Source organism: Neptunomonas sp. ABH4_499, assembly GCF_056160565.1.
Genome location: NZ_JBSWXK010000004.1, coordinates 59,887 through 78,886 on the forward strand (window position 1 = coordinate 59,887; position 19,000 = coordinate 78,886).

Here is a 19,000-nt window from a genome sequence, read left to right on the forward strand (position 1 = left end):
ATTTAAGTCGTCAATTTATTCTACGCCATCATATTCAAACGCCGTCGGGTTCAGTCGACGCCATTCTAAGCGGTCCCGTCCTCTGTCCTTCGCGACGTACAGCAGTTTATCCGCTTCGCTTAAGAGTTGATCTTCGTAGGTATCAATGTCCGGCACCATACTGACGACCCCGATACTGACGGTCACAATGATGTCGATACCTGCGGCTGTGATGTGTGCATTTCTGAAACGCTCGTTGAGCATTTCACCGATTAAGATAGCACCATCAATGTCGGTTTCGGGCAGTAAAATCACAAACTCCTCTCCGCCGTATCGGGCCACGACATCGGTTGGGCGACGGACGCAATCCAATATGTGTTTGGCTGACTGGATTAAACACAGATCACCAAATTGGTGGCCATAGGTATCGTTGACGCGTTTGAAGTGGTCGATATCGAGCAGCAACATCGATAACGGACGTTGGTTGCGTGCTGCATGGCGGAAGGCGGTTCGGTATATATCGTCAAAGTGACGCCGGTTTCTAAGCTTGGTAAGTGGGTCTGTTGTGCTGAGCTCAACCAAGCGGCGGTTTGCCTCTTCAAGCTCGTAGGTTCGCTCTTTGATCATGGCATCTAAATTTTGATTGATCATTTTTTGCGTTTCGATCAAATCATGCTGCTCTTGGGCTAACAACTCCCGCTCTAGCGAGATACGATTGGCCAACGCATATGCCTGCATCATCGCCATTAAGATGATGCCTAAGTAAGGCGCCTTTTCTGTCAATGTAGTACTGGGAATCCAACCGAAATTAGCCAGAATGGACACCGTAAAGCCTACACTTGCACACAAGCCCGATAACAACATCAATTTAGCGGAGCGGAAACCATCCAGTGTACGCACCAAGTAACAGGCTAAGTTCACAACAATCGAGATCATGCTGCACAATAAAATCCAACGCAGATGCTCGTGATAAGGCACCACAAAACCCAGCAAGCCGTTTACTAGGCCTAAAAGGCCGATCGCCCGCATCACATAACCCCAACGCGGGCGCTCTTCTTTTAGGTTCAGTACACCGTAGCTGAAATAACACGGGAAGAAAATTGATAAGCCTATCGATAGGATCAAAAAGTAATTGGTAAATTCCGGGTGTTCGGGCCAGAACAAAATATTGGGTACGCCATCGGTCGATAGATAAATACCGATGATGCTGATGTAAAGGAAGGTGTATAAAAGATACAACTCATCTTTCACCGTTAGGTACACCATCAAGTGGTACAAACTGATGGCCAAGAGCACACCGTAAAACAGGTTGCTTAAAGAGTTAGCGACAAAGTTATGCTCTATAAAGTTGGATTGGGTACGCAAGGTCATCGGGATTTGGATGGTCCCCTTGCTCTCTACCCGGATAAACAACTCGACCTCATCATAGGGCTGCAACTCGAACGGCAGAAGCAGATTGGGGTGTTTGATCGGCCGCTCATTGAACGGTTGCGTATCCCCCGCTTTTGAATGATCAAGCTCAAAAAGGCGTTTTACAAACAGATCGACCCGATCAAGGAAAGGATTGTTAATATCCAACACCAATGAGACGCCTCTGGCGGTGTCATTAATGATGGGTATGCGCACCCAGTAAGCGGAATCGGAAAAGCCAAAGCTCAACTGCGGCATGTCCGATGTTTTCCAATCTATGGTGGTTGACTGCACATCTGCGAACGATTTAAGGCTGTCCTTGTCTTCGTAATATTCAACGTTAGGGCCTATCGAGATACTCTTAAAGTCATACCCCACACCAATCGGCTCCGATGCACCGATGTGGCGACTGATCAGTATCAGCAATAGGCAAAGGGGTAAACACCATGGTTTCAAAGAGATATCTCCATTGATTATGCATCCTTGCGTCTCTTTGAGTCTAGACCAGCCCATCAATTCTTGCTTACATACTCTGGATGCAATTTGACCTTCATTCTGTCACCAAGGAAACCTTATGAAACGGCACCCGCATTCACGCGCCATCAAAGCAGGACTGCCCGCAGGAACCCCCACTCACATAGGTCAAATTCATCATGCGCACACTGCGACCCATGCGCTGATCTACACGGCATCCGATGTTCAAAAAACGCCCTATGATCAAGTATTTGATAAAGATCTAAGCCAGCATCAACGCTGCTGGATCAGTACATCGGGCCTGAATGCGGTATCCGACATTGCTCAATTATGCGACCGGTTCAAGATTCACCCATTAGTGGTTGAAGACATTGTGAACACCCACCAGCGTCCAAAGTTTGAAGAGTACGAGCATTATCTTTTTCTTGTGTTTCGTCGAATCTTAACGCCGCAAGAAGCCGACCAAGCGATCGAGTATGAACAGATCAGCATGGTGGTGCTGGATCAGCATTTGCTGCTGTTTCGTGAGCGCGATGATGACTTTTTTGAGCCACTGATCAAGCAACTCAACTCGGCAAAAGGACGACTGCGCGCCGCCGGAACGGACTATCTGGCTTACGCCATTTTGGACTTGGTGGTAGACCACTATTTCACCTTGATTGACCGGATGGATGAGCAAATCGACTCGTTGGAAAATCAGGTGATGTTAGGACGCAGCACCGACTTAATCTCGGAGGTACAGACAATTAAACGAGACCTGATCCAGATTCGTCGAAGCGTTTCACCGCTTCGTGAATTACTGAGTGGCTTTATTCGCTGCGAATCAGGATTGGTCCACGAGAAAACCCCAATCTACTTACGCGATGTGCTCGACCACACCGTGCATATCACCGAAAGCTTGGAGTCCTACCGAGAAATACTGTCCGGTTTGATGGATATTCATATCTCGAACATCAACAACCGAATGAATGAGATCATGAAGGTGTTGACGATCTTCTCCAGTATTTTCATCCCGCTGACCTTCCTGACCGGCATCTACGGGATGAACTTTGACTGGATGCCAGAGCTCCACTGGAAATGGGGATACCCGACACTCTTGGGTTGCTTTGTGATTATCCCTAGTATTTTGTGGTTCTATTTTCATAAAAAGCGCTGGTTATAAGCTAAGGTTACACCCTAAAGCGCGCCACCATGGTGTGCAGTTGTCCTGCAATGTGTTGGATTTCTTCGGCTGCACTGGCCGTTTGGTTGGCATGAGAGGCGCTTTCTTGACCAACGCTTCGTACCTGATTGACACTGCCTTGCACCTGCTGGGTCACTCCGCTTTGCTCCTGCGTGGCGTGAGAGATCTCTTGGTTGAGACGGTTGATGGTCTTCACCGCCTGCATAATCGCCAATAGCGCTTGGTGCGCATTTTCTGAGTACTCAACCGTTTGTTCGGTGATGGAACGCCCTTCATCCATCGACATCACGGCGCTTTTGGTGCCCGTTTGTAGCCCCTCGATTAAGCGACGGATCTCTTCGGTCGATTCTTGAGTGCGTTTTGCTAAAACCCGAACCTCGTCGGCCACCACCGCAAAGCCGCGACCTTGATCGCCCGCACGCGCCGCTTCAATGGCGGCATTAAGGGCCAGTAGGTTGGTTTGTTCTGCAATGTCCCGAATCACATCGACAATGCCACCAATGTTGTTGCTCTGTAGCTCCAAGTCTTGAATACGCGATTGCGTATGAGATACAGAAGTGGACAGCTGACGAATCGATTGCTGAGTCTGCTCAACAATGCGTTGCCCTTGTGTCGACTCTTGCTCGGCTTCATGTGCCGCACTCGAGGCTTGCGCGGCATTATCCGTGACTCGGTCGACAGTGATCTTTAAATCACCAATGGCATCCACCATTCGATCGGTTTCTTCAACCTGCTGTTGACTGCCTTGCTGCGCCCTTTGGGTTGCCCCTGCCATGCGCGTTGAAGCATCGCTCATCTGATCACTGGCTTTTGAGATTTGCCCAATCATAGTACGCAGTGATTGGGCCGTATTTCCTAACGCGGTGAGCAGTTCGGCGATCTCATCGCGCCCTTTGGAGCGGACCTCAATGGCCAAATTACCGGCCGCCAAATCATTGGCGATGTGAACCGCGTCTTTAAGTGGTCGACTGATCAGACGCGACATATAAAACGAGAACACCGCCCCCATCACAATGGCGCACAGCGTAATCAACCCCACTAACATCACTTCGCGCTGCGCCTCTTCTTGTAGACGAGCACTGAGAGCCGTTTGGGAATCCACGACCGAGGCTTCCAAAGCGGAGATGCGCGAGATCACATCCTCCTCCATTACTTGCATCCCCAACTTGCCCTCTTTGAGCGCTTCCAATTGGCTGTACAGAGATTGAAGGTGCTCGATGTAGCTTTCACTTTCCGACCTAAAGTTTGAGAACTTGACCCGGATATCGGCCGTTGAGATGTCACTGTCGAGTTCATCTGATAGCTCATCTACATCGTTCTCAAACGATTGCATCGCACGTCGATAATCCTGAGTATCCCAGCTGTTAAGATACTGACTGACGTACAAACGCGTCGCCATCAAAGCTTGCTGTACTTGAGCGGCACTGAACATCACCATGGTGTCGTCATCGTCGCTGGCCCGTTCGATGATGTCCGCCATGCTTAGACTCATCTCCTCACCGCGAACACTGAGTTTATCTTGGATCAGAGCATCGGCTTCATGTAACTGGCTGCGAAGCATCTCAGCAATGGTTTCGTATCCCAAGAGTTTGGATTGCACTTCGGTCAGGACAGGGCGTTGTTCAGGGTCTATGCCTGGCTCCAACGCCGATAAGGCCATTTTTAAGCTGGAAAGTGAGGATTGAAACTGAGTTAAATCATCTTCGGTGTGGGTTTCAAGAAACGTCTGAAAGGCAACTTTGGCCTCTAACATTTCAATATTAATCGTATTGGCCATTTGGGTGGTGTCGCTCATTTGCCCATAAGCCACAAACCCTTTTTCGGATGCTTTCAGCGATAGAATAGCAAACAGTGCCGCTACAGCCATTAACGCCATAACAGCACCAAACCCTAAACCTAACTTAGCTCCTAGTTTGATGTTCGACAGCATATTCAATCCAAACTGGTTAATAGATGAATATCAGTATCGACTAATTCAATCGAACCGTGAGCCAAGTGGTGAAAAATAGGACTAAAAGAGTAGTTTTCTACACCCCAAATCGAAAGCTAGACGCCGTAATGGATTTGAAAAGATCCTCTTGATGATAGATACACGCACCCGCTTCCTCTTCGGCTGCGCCTACGGCCACCATCAAGGGGATTAAGTGATCCTCCCTTGGGTGCGCAAACCGAGCCATCGGGGCTTGCTCCCACTCAACTAACGATTGGGTACGGGCACTCGGTCCCGCCTCTAGAAGGTTGTGCTGTAACCAATCATCAAAAGCTTTGGACGGGGCACTGGCACCTGGGTCGAAACGGCGCAGATTATGGTAGCTAAGTCCACTTCCGATGATCAGCACACCCTCGTCGCGTAAAGGTTTTAGCAAACGCCCGATGCGCAGATGCAAAGCGGGGTCTAAGCCTTTTTCCAACGATAACTGGACAACCGGCATCGTGGCATCAGGGTACATGGGTTTTAGCATGGTGAAGGTACCGTGATCAAAACCGCGCTCGGCATCCAATACCGCATCAATGCCCGCTGCACCTAATAGGGTTTGTACGCGTTCCGCCAACCACGGCGCGCCAGGCGCTGGATACGAGATATGGTAGGTATGCTCCGGAAAACCGTAGTAATCAAACACCATACCAGGGCGCTCTGACGAGGAAATACGAAACCCCTCGGTTTCCCAGTGCCCGCTGATCACCAGCACTGCTTTTGGGGCCTCTGGAAGGCTTGTTGGGATCTCAATCAACGACTGTTCGAGCTGAAGGAAGGTGTCGCCTTGCTCTTTTTTCATCCAAGGCCACGGGCCACCACCGTGGGATAAAAAGTAAGTGGGTAATGACATATGTGTTTCTCCTATGACTTAAACACAGTGTACTCCCAACTTAAAAAGAACAATCATGCATACTTATAAAGACAATCATGCACAAAAAATATACCTTCACACTTCAAAAACGCACAGCGTCCGGCTTGCCCCTTCGTAACGACACTTCAAACGCATCAGCTGCGCCGTGCCTTTACTGAGGTGAAACCCGCAGGCCTCGTAAAAAGGGGTTAAGTGGGGCTCTGCTAAGCAATATAAAAGGCGATCACACTCTTTGTGCCACATCATCACAACCTCTTTCACCAATTCCCGGCCAATCCCTTGCTGGCGTTGGGACTGATCCACCAACACGCCCGATAACAGATCAACACCGGCTTTGGACTGGATAAGGGCAACCGCAAGAATGGTCTCGTTGCTTCCCTCTTTTACGAATACGCGATCGTGTTTAGAGGGAAACCCTTCAAAGGCATTGGCTTTGTAAAATGGGTGCAAGGTGCGCCACAAAGGTTGGGGAAGTTCGTGCATCAGGATACAGAGATTGTGGTGGATATACGTATCATCGCTTGATGGATGAAAAAATCAAAGGGGCTCGATCCTTCTTGCCCCTTTGTTAGATCCCCTGCTAGAGCATTGCTTGAGATAAGAGGTTAAAACATGAGATAAAACAGTAAGACTTTACTTAGGTATAGCGCATGTTGGGGGATTGTCAAAAAAAGCCAGACGATTGTCTGGCTGCAAGAAGACACATTTTCACAACACACATGGAAACGGGAACTTACTTTTTCTTCACATCTTCATTGATGAGATGGCGAATTTTAATGAACCCCCACACCATGGCGGTTGAGATTGCGGCCACCCCGAGTAAGCTTGGCCACAAGGTTTCAAACGAATAAGGATCGATTCCGAACATGCTCCACCTCGTAATTTTTTATTAACTCAGTAGGAACAGCCTAGCTCTGGCGGGTAAAGAAAGAATTGATGTGGCTCAATGGTTACTTTACCAGAGCCACACAGCGAGAATAACGCATTGAGTTAAAAGGACTATTTCGAAAATCACCGATGCATCCATAGCCACCTCGATTGATCCGAATCAATGTTTAGCCATCACCACTCGTATAAAGCGGTAACACTCTTACCATTATCGTTATACGTAAGGCTTCGGCAGATTTGTCGGACCAGCGGTATACCTCGACCAAAAGGAACCACAGCCGATTCTGAATCACTCTTATCAAGCACGGTAGAAACGTCAAAACCGTCACCGCTGTCATTAAGAACAATGATTAATAAACCACCTTCGCTACCCTGCTTTCTGGTTAAGAACATATCTAAACTCACAAAGTCGGTAGGCTTTAACTCCTCTAACCGTTTTTCCCTCTCTACAAAATATTGCGTGAACCCTTCAGCCGTGGATTTAAGATCCGATTGCAACTTTAATATGCCGTGATCCAACGCATTCAAAAACAGTTCGGTTAATACGGTAAACACTACGTGCCATTGATCCTGAGCGCCTTCTATTTCTTGTAGCTGATTCATGGCTAAAGCCACAGGGTTAACACGTTTTAAGTCTTTACCACGTAAAACGAGCTTCCAACACCAAGCAGCTTGCGAATCAAATATTTCCGAACCAGATTTAGCCTCTTTAATGATCGCAGGCTCTTCTAATGAAGACGTTGCTGTAGATGCTTCCACCTCAATCTTTTGGAAAACATTCGAGGGGATTTCAATCAAGCTGATATCATCTTCTTGATGAAAGCCGCATAAAAAATGATCTAGATCCCTCATCATTGAGGGTAATAAGGACGGAGCGCTTGATTGGCTTGCTAGTGAAACCGACGTTAAGACGCGTTCTTCGCCGTAGTATTCGCCTTCAAAATTACGTGCTTCTGATACCCCGTCACTCATCATCAGTATTCGTTGCTCAGGTAACAACACGCAAGAACGCATCATAAGAGATCCCATGCTCTTCAAGATGCCAAGGGGTGGATCAACAGAGTTAAATCGCCGATCAACCTCTCCGTCTTGATCAAGGACTAGAAGATCGGGCATTCCTCCATTCCAAATGATGCAATGTCCTTCTGGAGTAATCGTGACCCATATAGCGGCAAGAAACATCCCAGTCGGAAGTAATGCGCAAAGCTTAGTATTGATCTGTTTAAGTATCTCGGGCGCTTCATAACCTTTATTTGTCATGGCTCGAAATGTTTCAGCAACCGGTAGCGCCCCAACAACAGAAGTTAATCCGTGACCCGTAAAATCACCCAATAGTACATTTACATCACCATTGGGACGACGACCCGTTAGCTGAAGGTCTCCGCTGAAGGTTTCAGCCGCTCGGCGCACTAAGCGTATACAGTCAGTTAGGACATTGTCTTTTTCGATGGCACGACTGAAGATTTGTTCTGCGACCTCTTCATCTCGTTGACGAATCTGATGAAGATCATGTATCTCCTGATACAACTTTTTCATACGTCTTATGGCGATCAACTTAGCTCGCAGACCCTCATATGAACAAGGCCAATCTATAAAGTCATCGGCCCCAGCTTCAACGGCTTCTTGGATTAAAGTGTCAGAAACCGCATCAATCAAACAGATGACCGGTAAAAAACTATGCCCTGCACTTTCTTTTAAAGAAGTGATCCAACCAATCAAGCCCGAGTTATGCATCGACAAGTTCATGAAAACAAGATCTGGGAGCTGCTCACTGACTTGTAATTTAGCTGTTTCAAGCGAAAGGTAGCTTAAAACTTGATAATTGAGAGATTTACAAAGCTCTTTTAAAGACGAACTTCGCTCTAAATTGGAATCAAGAATCAGAACCATTTTTGACGCTTTCGGATCGACCACTCACAACCCCTTTTAGTGCTCAATTTTTACAAAGCGATCGAAATTGGCGATGCGTAGGATTTTTTCAACACTGCTGTGTGGCTGACAGATGATGACTTCACCGCCGCACTTTTCAGCGTGCTCTTTGAGCAGTAGCACCATACCCAGTGCCGAGCTGTCCATATAAGTTGCTTGGCTTAGATCAATACGAAAGATCGTGCCAGGCTGCTCCACTTTCTGATAAGTGGTACGAAAATCCTGATGCAACCCGTAATCAAAGCGTTCGGTGATGGTGATAGTAACCTGCGCAAGATCCGGAGAGGATTGACTGCTAATGGGCATATTGACTCCAATTCAAATAAATACGTCACTGATTCAGGGTTAAAACAGCTCTACATCACCTTCTTCCATATCGACTTGGGATACGGTGCGGTGTTGATTTCGCGCTTCACCATTTTTACGTTGCTCTTGGCAATAAGCCGCAATGCCCGATATTTTTTCAGCCATGGGCTCCGGCACTGGGAGGTCTAATTGGCTGATGTTATCCGCCAAAGTGTTCACCCCCTCAAGGTTAACGATTAACGAGTTGAGCGCTTGAGAGGAGATATCTTCAAACTGTAAGGAGCGCGTTGCATCCGCCACCGAAGCATTAAGCTCGTTACCATAGGCTTTCATTTTCTCGACACGATTCATCATCATCGAGTTCATATCACTTACTTTGCCCAGCATCACCGAGACTCGCTCTTTGGTTTCGATGGTTTCAGTGATGTCCGCCGTGGCTGTTTTACTCACGGTAGTTTTCAGGTTGGAGATCGTGGATTTAGCACCCGTGATCTTTTCGCGAATCTGATTGTTAAGCTCGGCCGAGCTGATCGACAATGAGCGTACCTCATCTGCAACCACCGCAAACCCGCGACCCGCTTCACCTGCACGTGCGGCTTCGATACTGGCGTTAAGGGCCAATAAGTTCGTTTGCGAAGCCAAGCCCTCTACGTTTTCAATCAAGCTAAAGATACCATCGAGCTGCTCCACCATGTCGTCAATGTGGTGCACCGTCTCTAAACTGTTTTTACTGACGTTCACCATCATGTCGACAAACTGATCCAAGATCTTGCTTGTTTCAGTCAGGAAGTTTTGCATGTTTAACGCTTCTGGCCCGTCATCATTGTTGGACACGTTCAGAAGCTCCGCAACCATGCCACCTTGCTGTTGACCGACACTGTTCATCCGGACAAAACAGCAGTTCATCTCATCAACCGCTTCTTTGATCAGATGGTCTACACGTTTAATCTCTTGATGAATCACCTGAGACTCAAACAGCAGGTACTCTTTCAGTTCACGAAAGGCTTCCCTTGTGCTCAGGTCAGTGGCAAGCGATGCATCATCACTGACGACTTTGGTATTGGCTGGCGAACCGCTGGGCCCTTTCAGTGCCACCAACGCAATCACCGCAAGTCCCGCTATACCGACCCAATGCACTAACGGTATAGCCGCGAATTCCCCAGCAGCGGTGAAGAGGACCGAGAGTACAAAACCGGCTATCAGGAGGCTTTTTTTGTTCATCATCTTTTCTCTTGTTATCGGATCGTCACCCGTGGGTTAACTGGCGGTCAGGTGCTTAATAAGTGCATCGGCCATTCGTGGCAAAGGTAAAACTTTTTTTGCAGCGCCAAGCTTTACCGCCGCCCCAGGCATACCCCAAATTAAACTGGATTCTTCATCTTGGGCGATGGTCATTGCGCCATGATTTTTTAATCGCAACATCGCCTCGGCTCCATCAGCTCCCATGCCTGTAAGCATCAAAGCTGTGAGCGAGCTCAGCTCTAAAGGGATCAAGGAATCAAACAGCGCTTCAACCGAAGGTTTATGACGATTAACCGGTTCGCTGTCTTCGATAAAACACTTTAAAACCCCGCCTTGCCGTTTCACCTTGAGGTGCTTTCCACCTTGGGCAATGTAAACATGGCTGGCTTGTAACACTTCGGCATGTTGCGCTTCTTTAATCGTCAACTCACAACGTTTATCCAGCCGTTCGGCAAACCGTGCACTGAAGGTTTGTGGTATGTGCTGGGCAATAACAATTGGCGGCATCCCTGTTGGTAAAGCAGTGAGCAACTCAAACAGGGCTTCTGTCCCGCCGGTAGAGGAACCTATCGCCACTAACTGCCCTCTGGCCGTTGGCGCTAAATGAATCGCTTCGCGTTTTGGTTTGGGTGCATAAGAGGCCGCCGGTGATGCTTGGCCTTTCCGTTGGATGTGCTTTTTTGCCAAGAAAGCGGCCCGAATTTTTGTGGTCAGTTCTTCTAAAAACTCACCTTTGAGCATATTGGCTCCGGTTTGTCCGGGCTTTTGGATAAAATCAACTGCACCCAGCTCCATCGCCATTAACGTCGCTTCGGCCCCTTTCGCGGTGAGCGTTGACAGCATCACGACCGGCATCGGCTTTAAGCGCATGAGGTTTTTCAAAAACGTTACGCCATCCATTTTGGGCATCTCGATGTCCAACGTGAGCACATCCGGCTCCAACGTTTTGATCATCTCGCGCGCTTCGTATGGATCATTTGCCGCACCCACCACCTCGATATCGTTCTGCGTTTTTAAAATTTCGGTCAGAACGGTGCGTACCAAATTGGAATCGTCCACAATCAGGACTTTGATTGGGTTCATAGGCTCCCCTTAAAACAATTCGACATCACTGCCATCATTATGCTGCTCGATCTGGTGACGGAATTTGTTCTCGGCCAAGTACAGTCGGCTGTTATGCAGTGTTGGCATTCGTTTAACCAGTAAGCGGTTTTGCAAAGGAAGGTAAGCCACCCTTCGGCCATACTCCCCACCGACATCCTGACTGATCAGGCGAATCCCCTCGGTTTGTAAAAACATTTTCACAAAGCGGATGTTTTGATCCCCCACATCACTCATCCCTGGGATCATCTGCCCGCCGCCTGTGATCTTTGCTTCTAAGCGGTGACGCTGGCCGCCATGCTTTAAGATTTCGTTAATCAGCTGCTCCATGGCAAACACGCCATAGCGCGCCGTCTCGGATTGCGCCAAATTCTGAAAGCGATCATTCTCAGGCAGAATAAAATGATTCATACCACCAATACCGGTCACGGGGTCGCAGACACAAGCTGAAATACAAGACCCCAGCAAGGTAATGATCGCCTCATGCTCACGAGTGACGTAGTATTCGCCGGGTTTAATCTTGACGGAGTAGCACTGCTCTTTCTTAAACCACTGTCGCTGAAAATGATTAAATCCGATTAAAGGCTCACCTGGAGGAGGGTTCAATGCGTGAACTGATGACATCCTTGATCCTCCTCGATTACTAATACACTCGACGGTAAATCGTCTGACCTACCAGCTTAAAACGATCGGTCAAACGGAACGGTGTTTCCGAGTGACCCACAAATAAAATGCCGTTGGGCGTTAACAACTCAGCCATACGATCCAACAATTGCATCTGAGTTTCTTTGTCGAAATAGATCATGACATTGCGGCAAAAGATCACATCCATCGGCCCTTTCATCGGCCAGTTTTGCATCAGGTTCAGCTCTTTGAAGGTGATCATGTTGCGTATCTTTGGCGACATGATCGCGACATTGGGCTTGAGCTTGTCGTACTCAACAAACTTTTTCTGATAGTTCTCTGGAATGCTTTGGATACGCTCTAAACCGTACTCACCACTTTTGGCCGTCGCTAACACCGTTGAGTCGATGTCCGTGGCCAAAATTTTAAGATCAATACGCTGAAGATCGATACCCGCCACTTGGCAACTCATCGCAATGCTGTAAGGTTCCTCCCCAACAGAGCAACCCGCCGACCAGATACGAATGCGCTTTTGTCCCGCTTTGTCCAACGACGGTAAAATTTGGTTTTTCAAACACTCAAAATGATGGTTCTCGCGAAAGAACGAGGTCAAATTTGTGGTCAGAGCGTTAATGAACTGACCAAACTCATCAGGGGTGTTCTCAAGGTAGGCAAAGTACTCCGCAAACCCGTTCAGATTCAGAACACGAATCCTACGAACTAGGCGGTTGTAGGCCATGTCCTTTTTATAATCTGATAATGAGATACCCGCGTGGTCATATAAGGTTTTACGGATATGTCGAAAATCAGCATCGGTGTAACGATATTCACGAACCCGTGATTGATCGCCCAGTGTGTGACTCATGGCGGTTAAGCCTCCTATGCTTACGGAACCAGCCCAACCGGGCTGGTTTGACCTACCTCAAAGTGGTTTAAAACTCATCCCACTCATCATCACTGGTCGCCGCTCGCATAACAGGGGCTGGGCGGTTTTCCTTACCCTTTGCCGCGTTTAACACGGCTTTAGATGGGCTCGATGTGGTTTGACGCTTAGCCGGAGCGGCTGTTGGTTGTGGCTCATCCACACCATCCACTCGGAACACATTCACTAGGCGTTGCAGTTGCTGCGCTTGCTCTTCCATTGATTCGGAAGCGGCTGCAACCTCCTCAACCAGCGCCGCATTTTGCTGGGTGCCTTCATCCATCGCGGTGACGGCCACGTTGACTTGTTCAATACCGCTGGCTTGCTCTCGGCTAGCAGAAGCAATTTCGTGAATGATCGCTGCCACTTGTTGAACGCCATCCAGAATCTCGCTTAACGCGCGACCGGATTCATCCACATAACGACCACCCTCTTCGACTTTATCAACGCTATCGGAGATCAACTCTTTGATCTCTTTTGCAGCGCTGGCACTGCGTTGTGCCAAGTTACGAACCTCAGATGCAACCACCGCGAAACCTCGGCCTTGTTCACCGGCGCGCGCTGCCTCAACCGCTGCGTTCAAAGCAAGCAAGTTGGTTTGGAACGCAATCTCGTCAATCACACCGATGATTTCAGCAATTTTCTTCGAGCTGTTGCTGATATCGCCCATCGAGCGAACCACCTTGCCAGAGATATCGCTGCCTTCATCCGCCAAGGCTTTCGCACGCTCGGCCAATTGGCTTGCTTGCTGTGCGTTTTCAGCATTTTGTTTCACCGTACTGGTCATCTCTTCCATGCTGGCTGCCGTTTCTTCAAGGCTGGCCGCTTGGCTTTCCGTACGCTGACTTAAAGTGGTGTTACCGTGTGCAATTTCAGACGCACCGGTAGTGATGTTGGCACCGGCGGCGCGGATATCAATCACCATGTCCTGCAGTTTATTCATCGATACATTCAAGGCATCATTCAGCTCACTGAACTCACCCGAGAAGTTACCGCTCATCTGCTGTGTTAAGTCGCCATCGGCTAAAGCGATCAATACCCGTTTTGCTTCACGCACGGGTGCCACAATGGTGTCTAGCATCTCGTTCACACCGGAAGCCACGTTCTGCATGAAACCGGAGTAAGCGGCCGAATCCAAACGCTCGCTCAACTGACCTTGGCTGGCACTTCGAATCATATCTTCGATCGCTTTTTCAGCTTGAAGCTGATCGGTCACATCCAACCATTCAACCACGGTACCCAAGCGCTCACCTTCATCGGATCTCACAGGGTTAGCGATCAGATCAAAAGAGCGTGATCCAATTTTGATTCGGCCTCGGAATGTATTGGTCAGCGCTTCCAACATCCGGCGCTGATGCGATGGATCTTTATGGAAATCATCGATATTACGGCCCATTAACCCACTCGCACTGAAGTTGGGTAAGTCCTTACAGATGTCCGCTTCGGCCACTTGGAACATGTTTAAGATGGCATCGTTCATGTAGATGATGTCGCCATTAGGCGTTGCCATCATGACATTGGAGGACACACTGTCGAGCGCTTGTTTGATGCGCATGGCGTTCGTTGCAACAGCTTTGGAATTATTAACATCGAATCCTAGTTTGATCGCGAGCGATTTAATCCCCCGCTTCAGTTGCCCAATTTCGCCCGACTCATTCACAGCGATTTCGGTAAAGTAATCCCCTTCACCGATTTTTTTCAGGCTTTTCAATGTGCTTTCAATCGGATCTTGAACATCACTTTTCACAAGCTTGAGGCTCATGACCGACAGGTAAATCAAACCAAGAACTGGCCCCACTTCCATCCATGCGTATTGCCCCATCGCAGCAAAGAAGGCCGAGATAACGACCGTCATCGCAGCAGCCACCCCCACGTACTGTAAGATGCCTTTTGACAACGTCGATTCAACCACATTTTTCGGGCTAGGTATGGACGCCTCTTGGTTATTCAGTTTGGCGTAAAGGGCTTCAGAATCGCGTATTTCTTGATCGGTTGGAATGGTTCGAACCGACATGTATTCAACGACCTGACCGTTTTGATAGACCGGCGTGACGTTCGCTTTTACCCAGTAGTAATCCCCGTTTTTACACCGATTTTTCACCAACTTACACCAAGGGCGGCCCAGCTTGAGCGTATCCCAAAGGTCTTGAAACGCGGCTGATGGCATGTCGGGGTGACGCACCACGTTATGGTTTTGCCCAACCAGCTCTTGCTCCGAAAAACCACTGATTTCGATGAAGGCTTGGTTGACGTAAGTGATCCGGCCTTTTAAGTCCGTTTTAGTCACCAACTCTTTTCCCGGGATCACTTTCACTTCGCGATCTGTAACCGGCATATTAATTTTCATGGATCTCTCCTTTCGTGTTCACAGGTCTGCGAGCCATCAGGCACTTTCAGCTGGGGCGTGATCAGCGGCTTCGCATTCCAGATCCCCCGTATTCAACAAGTAGTCGATGTCCATCAGGATCACCATTTTTTCATCGACGGTTGCTAGCCCTTCAATGTAAGCCGGGTCAATACCACTACCCATCATCGGGGCTCCTCGAATCTCACTGATCGGGATGGTGTAGGTTTCTGCAACCGCATCCACCACCAACCCGATGCAACGTTGTTTCTGACCGGTGTTCACCCACACGACAACCACGACCGTGGTAGGGCCATAATCCCGAGTTTCCAACCCAAAACGCGCTCTCAAATCCACGACAGGGATAATGGCACCACGCAAATTAAGCACCCCTTTCATGTAGCTGGGCGCATTGGGTATACGGGTTACGGGCATCCACCCTCGTATTTCTTGCACACTAAGGATATCCACCGCGTATTCTTCATCCGCTAAGATAAAGGTCAAAAATTGACGACTATCTTCAGTGATGAGTTCTGCTGCATCGGTCATGATCAGGCCACCTTTTCCTGCATCACAGTTTTCATAGACGAGACATGCAGTGGGTCAAGACCCACCTTCAGCAAGCCCGCGACGTCTAAAATCAGAGCCACATCGCCGTTACCTAAAATGGTCGCGCCGGAGAGGCCATCTATGCGTTTGTAATTGGTCTCTAAACTTTTAATCACGACTTGCTGCTGGGCTTGCAGCTCATCAACCACCAATCCCACTTTTTGGCCACCGGCTTCCAAGACCACCATCAAGGAGTCCTCAAACGCATTCGGGTTACTCGCAAGGTCAAACACACGTCGTAAGTAAATGATCGGAATGTACTCGTCACGGAAGTGGAATAATCGCCCTTCTCCCGCAACCGACTTTAAGGTCAGTTGGGATACTTGAATCGACTCAACCACCGAAACCAAAGGGACGATGTAGATCTCATCGTTCACTTGCACCAACTGGCCATCCAAAATCGCTAAGGTTAACGGCAGGCTGACGGTAAAGATTGAGCCTTTACCGGCTTCGGATTTCACCGCCACATTGCCACCTAAGGATTCAATGTTTCGACGCACCACATCCATACCGACACCACGGCCAGAAAGATCGCTGACCTCGGCGGCGGTCGAAAATCCGGGACGGAAAATAAGTTCGTTTATCTCTGATTCGGTCATCACTTGGTCATGAGTGATGAGTCCATTTTCCAGTGCTTTTTCACGAATCCGTTGGGTGTTCAGGCCACGCCCATCATCACGAATTTCGATGATGATGTAGCCACCTTGGTGATAGGCATTGAGTTCGACGATACCGGTTTCTGGTTTTCCGGCCGCCACCCGCTCTTCGGGGGGTTCAAGGCCATGATCCAACGAGTTACGAAGAAGGTGCACCAAGGGGTCACCGATTTTCTCCATAACGGTTTTATCAAGTTCGGTCTGTTCACCACGCACCACCAGCTCAACCTGTTTACCCAGTTTCGCGCTGACATCGTGAACCATGCGCGGAAAGCGGTTAAACACAAAACTGATGGGCAACATTCGGATGCGCATCACATCTTCTTGAAGATCGCGCGCATTGCGCTCTAACTGCGTGAGTCCCTCATACAAGCGCTCAACCGCAGGATGCTCCATGTCATTCAGCTCAAGTCCGACTTGTCCTAACATGGATTGGGTAATCACTAACTCACCGACCCGGTTGATCAGGGCATCGATTTTGTCGATACCCACACGGATCGAACTGGCTTCGGTGGTATTTTTTCGTGCGGCAGGTTTGCTGGCCGGTTTATCCGCGGCTTTAGGTGGGGGAGCGACGGCTTTCTCTTCGGCAGGTTTCTCTTCGATCGTTTTTTCAACGGGATCGGCCGCGTGCTCTTTTGCCTCTGATTCGACGACTGGGGAATCAGCCTGGGCATCCAAGGCGTTGTCTTCAAGTGTGTCAGCGCTCGATTGAGTGATCAATAATTCGCAATCATCTTCAACCCACTCAAACACCTCTCGGATAGCGGCTTCATCACACTCAGAAACCAGATGAATATTCCAGGTCAGATAAAGCTGCTCAGGGTTTAGCGCATCAATACCGGGAACCGCATCGGTATTAACGGTTAACGTAACATCGCCCAAATCACGCAAACCATCCAGCAAGAGTAATGGCTCATTACCGGTCAACAGCAGCTGCGTTTCAGGTACAAACTGGATGTGCCAAACACCGCCATCGGATGAGTCATCCGCCTTCGGCTGTTCACTGTCACTGAGTGCATCAGCTGAATCGCCAGACAGCTCCTGACTTAGGCGACCATGAACATCGGCGATTTGAGGATCATCACATTCACTGCCATCACGTGCAGCTTCAAGCAGCATGCGAATACAATCCACCGATTCGAGCAGCAAGTTACGCAAGTGCTCGCTGAATTCACGTTGGCCGCTTCGAACCTGATCGAGCAAGGTTTCGACCACATGGGTAAATTCGGTGATGTGATTAAAGCCGAACGTACCGGACCCACCTTTGATGGAGTGCGCGGCTCGGAAGATGGCATTGATCGTCTCGTGGTCTTCGGCATCCAGATTCAGGAGGCCATTTTCCATGACATCAAGCCCTTCGAAGCTCTCCTCCAGGAAGGTTGGAATAAACTGGGACAGATCAATGCTCATGAGGGATCACCGCATTACTTTTTTCAGCGTAGCCATTAAGGTGTCTGGGTTAAACGGTTTAACCAACCACCCAGTGGCGCCAGCGGCTTTACCCTTTTGCTTCATATCGGGCGAGCTTTCTGTAGTCAGCATCAGCACCGGAGTAAACTTAAAAGCAGGGAGTTTACGAAGCTCGGCGCAAAACGTGAGGCCATCCATCACGGGCATGTTCACATCAGAGAGTACCAGATCAAAACTGCCGCCTTTGGCTTTGTTCAAGCCTTCTTGACCATCCCCCGCTTCAACCACGTTGTAGCCATTTTGCTTTAACGTGAAAACCACCATGCTTCTTAGTGACGCAGAGTCATCCACTACCAATATTGTTGCCATACATCGTTCTCCAAAATTAATCGTGATCTGGTAGGTTGATTAACTGCTCAACACCCAAACGTTTCGCGTTTTGCGTCAAGGTGTCGGATACCCCAGTCCAAGACAGCGACATCCCCTGAGTCATCAGGTTTTTATTGATGGCTACCAAGCACTGAAGGCCTGCAGTGTCTATGCGCTCCACCCCAGAACCATCGAGTTCACAGGGACTACCAGGAGACCAATCTTTCTGGAACTGCTCAAACCAGTCTTCGATGACTTGAATGATCAACTGAGCGGGCAGTTGCATGCGTGTTCTCCCTAACCTTGTTTAAGAAGTGGATATTTACAGCCTAGACCAAATTTCCAGATACACCTCTTGTGTCGTTCAGTTTCAGTAAATCTTTAGTCAAAGGTGTTTAAAACACCCATTTTTCTTCGAAATTTGGCCCGACCCTGTTGGGTTTTAGCCAGATCATGATTTAAAACAATCAAAAATCATTTTTGACGAAACAAAAAACCAATAAAAACTATCTGTAAGCGATTATCGATTTAAAATTTAAATCCAGACCAAACACCCAAAATCCCTTTTAAATTCAGATACTTACATACCATCAAAAACATTCCCAAAAGAAACTTCAAAAAAAATATTTTCACTTTAAAAAACAAAAACTTAGATAGCTAAATCTCTCAATAAAAATTTGTGATTTATCGTTATAAGTTTTA

17 protein-coding genes are annotated in these 19,000 nt (G+C 48.5%); 1 reads left to right on the forward strand and 16 read right to left on the reverse strand.

Going from position 1 to position 19,000, the window contains the following annotated elements; all coding sequences use genetic code 11:
• Positions 1 to 15 precede the first annotated feature (15 nt).
• Positions 16 to 1,845, reverse strand: coding sequence for a sensor domain-containing diguanylate cyclase (locus tag ACXAF9_RS05140; RefSeq protein ID WP_475071254.1), 1,830 nt, complete (start codon positions 1,843 to 1,845; stop codon positions 16 to 18).
• 118 nt (positions 1,846 to 1,963) lie between these two features.
• Between ACXAF9_RS05140 and corA the strand changes: the two genes are divergently transcribed.
• Positions 1,964 to 3,025, forward strand: a complete 1,062-nt coding sequence (gene corA, locus ACXAF9_RS05145; protein WP_475071256.1) for a magnesium/cobalt transporter CorA — start codon at positions 1,964 to 1,966, stop codon at positions 3,023 to 3,025.
• Positions 3,026 to 3,032: 7 nt separating this feature from the next.
• Here corA and ACXAF9_RS05150 read toward each other — a convergent pair whose 3' ends face one another.
• The 15 genes from ACXAF9_RS05150 to ACXAF9_RS05220 form a co-directional block, all read right to left on the reverse strand.
• Positions 3,033 to 4,976: a methyl-accepting chemotaxis protein gene (locus ACXAF9_RS05150; RefSeq protein ID WP_475071258.1), complete on the reverse strand. Its 1,944-nt coding sequence runs from the start codon at positions 4,974 to 4,976 to the stop codon at positions 3,033 to 3,035.
• A 97-nt stretch (positions 4,977 to 5,073) separates the two neighbouring features.
• Positions 5,074 to 5,874 (reverse strand): DODA-type extradiol aromatic ring-opening family dioxygenase, encoded by an 801-nt coding sequence (locus ACXAF9_RS05155; protein ID WP_475071260.1) that lies wholly within the window; start codon positions 5,872 to 5,874, stop codon positions 5,074 to 5,076.
• Positions 5,875 to 5,970: 96 nt separating this feature from the next.
• Positions 5,971 to 6,378, reverse strand: a complete 408-nt coding sequence (locus ACXAF9_RS05160) for a GNAT family N-acetyltransferase (RefSeq protein ID WP_475071262.1) — start codon at positions 6,376 to 6,378, stop codon at positions 5,971 to 5,973.
• A gap of 250 nt (positions 6,379 to 6,628) precedes the next feature.
• Positions 6,629 to 6,763, reverse strand: coding sequence for a hypothetical protein (locus ACXAF9_RS05165; RefSeq protein ID WP_475071264.1), 135 nt, complete (start codon positions 6,761 to 6,763; stop codon positions 6,629 to 6,631).
• Positions 6,764 to 6,957: 194 nt separating this feature from the next.
• Complete coding sequence (locus tag ACXAF9_RS05170; protein ID WP_475071266.1) at positions 6,958 to 8,697, reverse strand: SpoIIE family protein phosphatase; 1,740 nt, start codon at positions 8,695 to 8,697, stop codon at positions 6,958 to 6,960.
• 12 nt (positions 8,698 to 8,709) lie between these two features.
• A complete protein-coding gene (locus ACXAF9_RS05175; RefSeq protein ID WP_475071268.1) occupies positions 8,710 to 9,018 on the reverse strand; it encodes an STAS domain-containing protein in 309 nt (102 codons plus the stop codon).
• 39 nt (positions 9,019 to 9,057) lie between these two features.
• A complete protein-coding gene (locus ACXAF9_RS05180; protein ID WP_475071271.1) occupies positions 9,058 to 10,242 on the reverse strand; it encodes a methyl-accepting chemotaxis protein in 1,185 nt (394 codons plus the stop codon).
• Positions 10,243 to 10,275: 33 nt separating this feature from the next.
• Entirely contained in the window at positions 10,276 to 11,343 is a 1,068-nt protein-coding gene (locus ACXAF9_RS05185) for a protein-glutamate methylesterase/protein-glutamine glutaminase (RefSeq protein WP_475071273.1), read from the reverse strand.
• Positions 11,344 to 11,352: 9 nt separating this feature from the next.
• Positions 11,353 to 11,985: a chemotaxis protein CheD gene (locus ACXAF9_RS05190; RefSeq protein WP_475071276.1), complete on the reverse strand. Its 633-nt coding sequence runs from the start codon at positions 11,983 to 11,985 to the stop codon at positions 11,353 to 11,355.
• 19 nt (positions 11,986 to 12,004) lie between these two features.
• Positions 12,005 to 12,850, reverse strand: a complete 846-nt coding sequence (locus ACXAF9_RS05195) for a CheR family methyltransferase (RefSeq protein ID WP_475071278.1) — start codon at positions 12,848 to 12,850, stop codon at positions 12,005 to 12,007.
• 67 nt (positions 12,851 to 12,917) lie between these two features.
• Positions 12,918 to 15,254 carry a methyl-accepting chemotaxis protein gene (locus tag ACXAF9_RS05200; protein WP_475071281.1) on the reverse strand — a complete coding sequence of 779 codons (2,337 nt, stop codon included), beginning with the start codon at positions 15,252 to 15,254 and terminating at the stop codon, positions 12,918 to 12,920.
• Between the two features lie 36 nt (positions 15,255 to 15,290).
• A complete protein-coding gene (locus ACXAF9_RS05205; protein WP_475071283.1) occupies positions 15,291 to 15,800 on the reverse strand; it encodes a chemotaxis protein CheW in 510 nt (169 codons plus the stop codon).
• A gap of 2 nt (positions 15,801 to 15,802) precedes the next feature.
• Positions 15,803 to 17,929 (reverse strand): chemotaxis protein CheA, encoded by a 2,127-nt coding sequence (locus tag ACXAF9_RS05210; RefSeq protein WP_475071285.1) that lies wholly within the window; start codon positions 17,927 to 17,929, stop codon positions 15,803 to 15,805.
• A 6-nt stretch (positions 17,930 to 17,935) separates the two neighbouring features.
• Positions 17,936 to 18,298 (reverse strand): response regulator, encoded by a 363-nt coding sequence (locus ACXAF9_RS05215; protein ID WP_475071288.1) that lies wholly within the window; start codon positions 18,296 to 18,298, stop codon positions 17,936 to 17,938.
• A gap of 16 nt (positions 18,299 to 18,314) precedes the next feature.
• The gene (locus tag ACXAF9_RS05220) at positions 18,315 to 18,584 is read right to left on the reverse strand and encodes an STAS domain-containing protein (RefSeq protein ID WP_475071290.1); all 270 of its coding nucleotides are present in this window, start codon (positions 18,582 to 18,584) and stop codon (positions 18,315 to 18,317) included.
• Between the last annotated feature and the right edge of the window lie 416 nt (positions 18,585 to 19,000).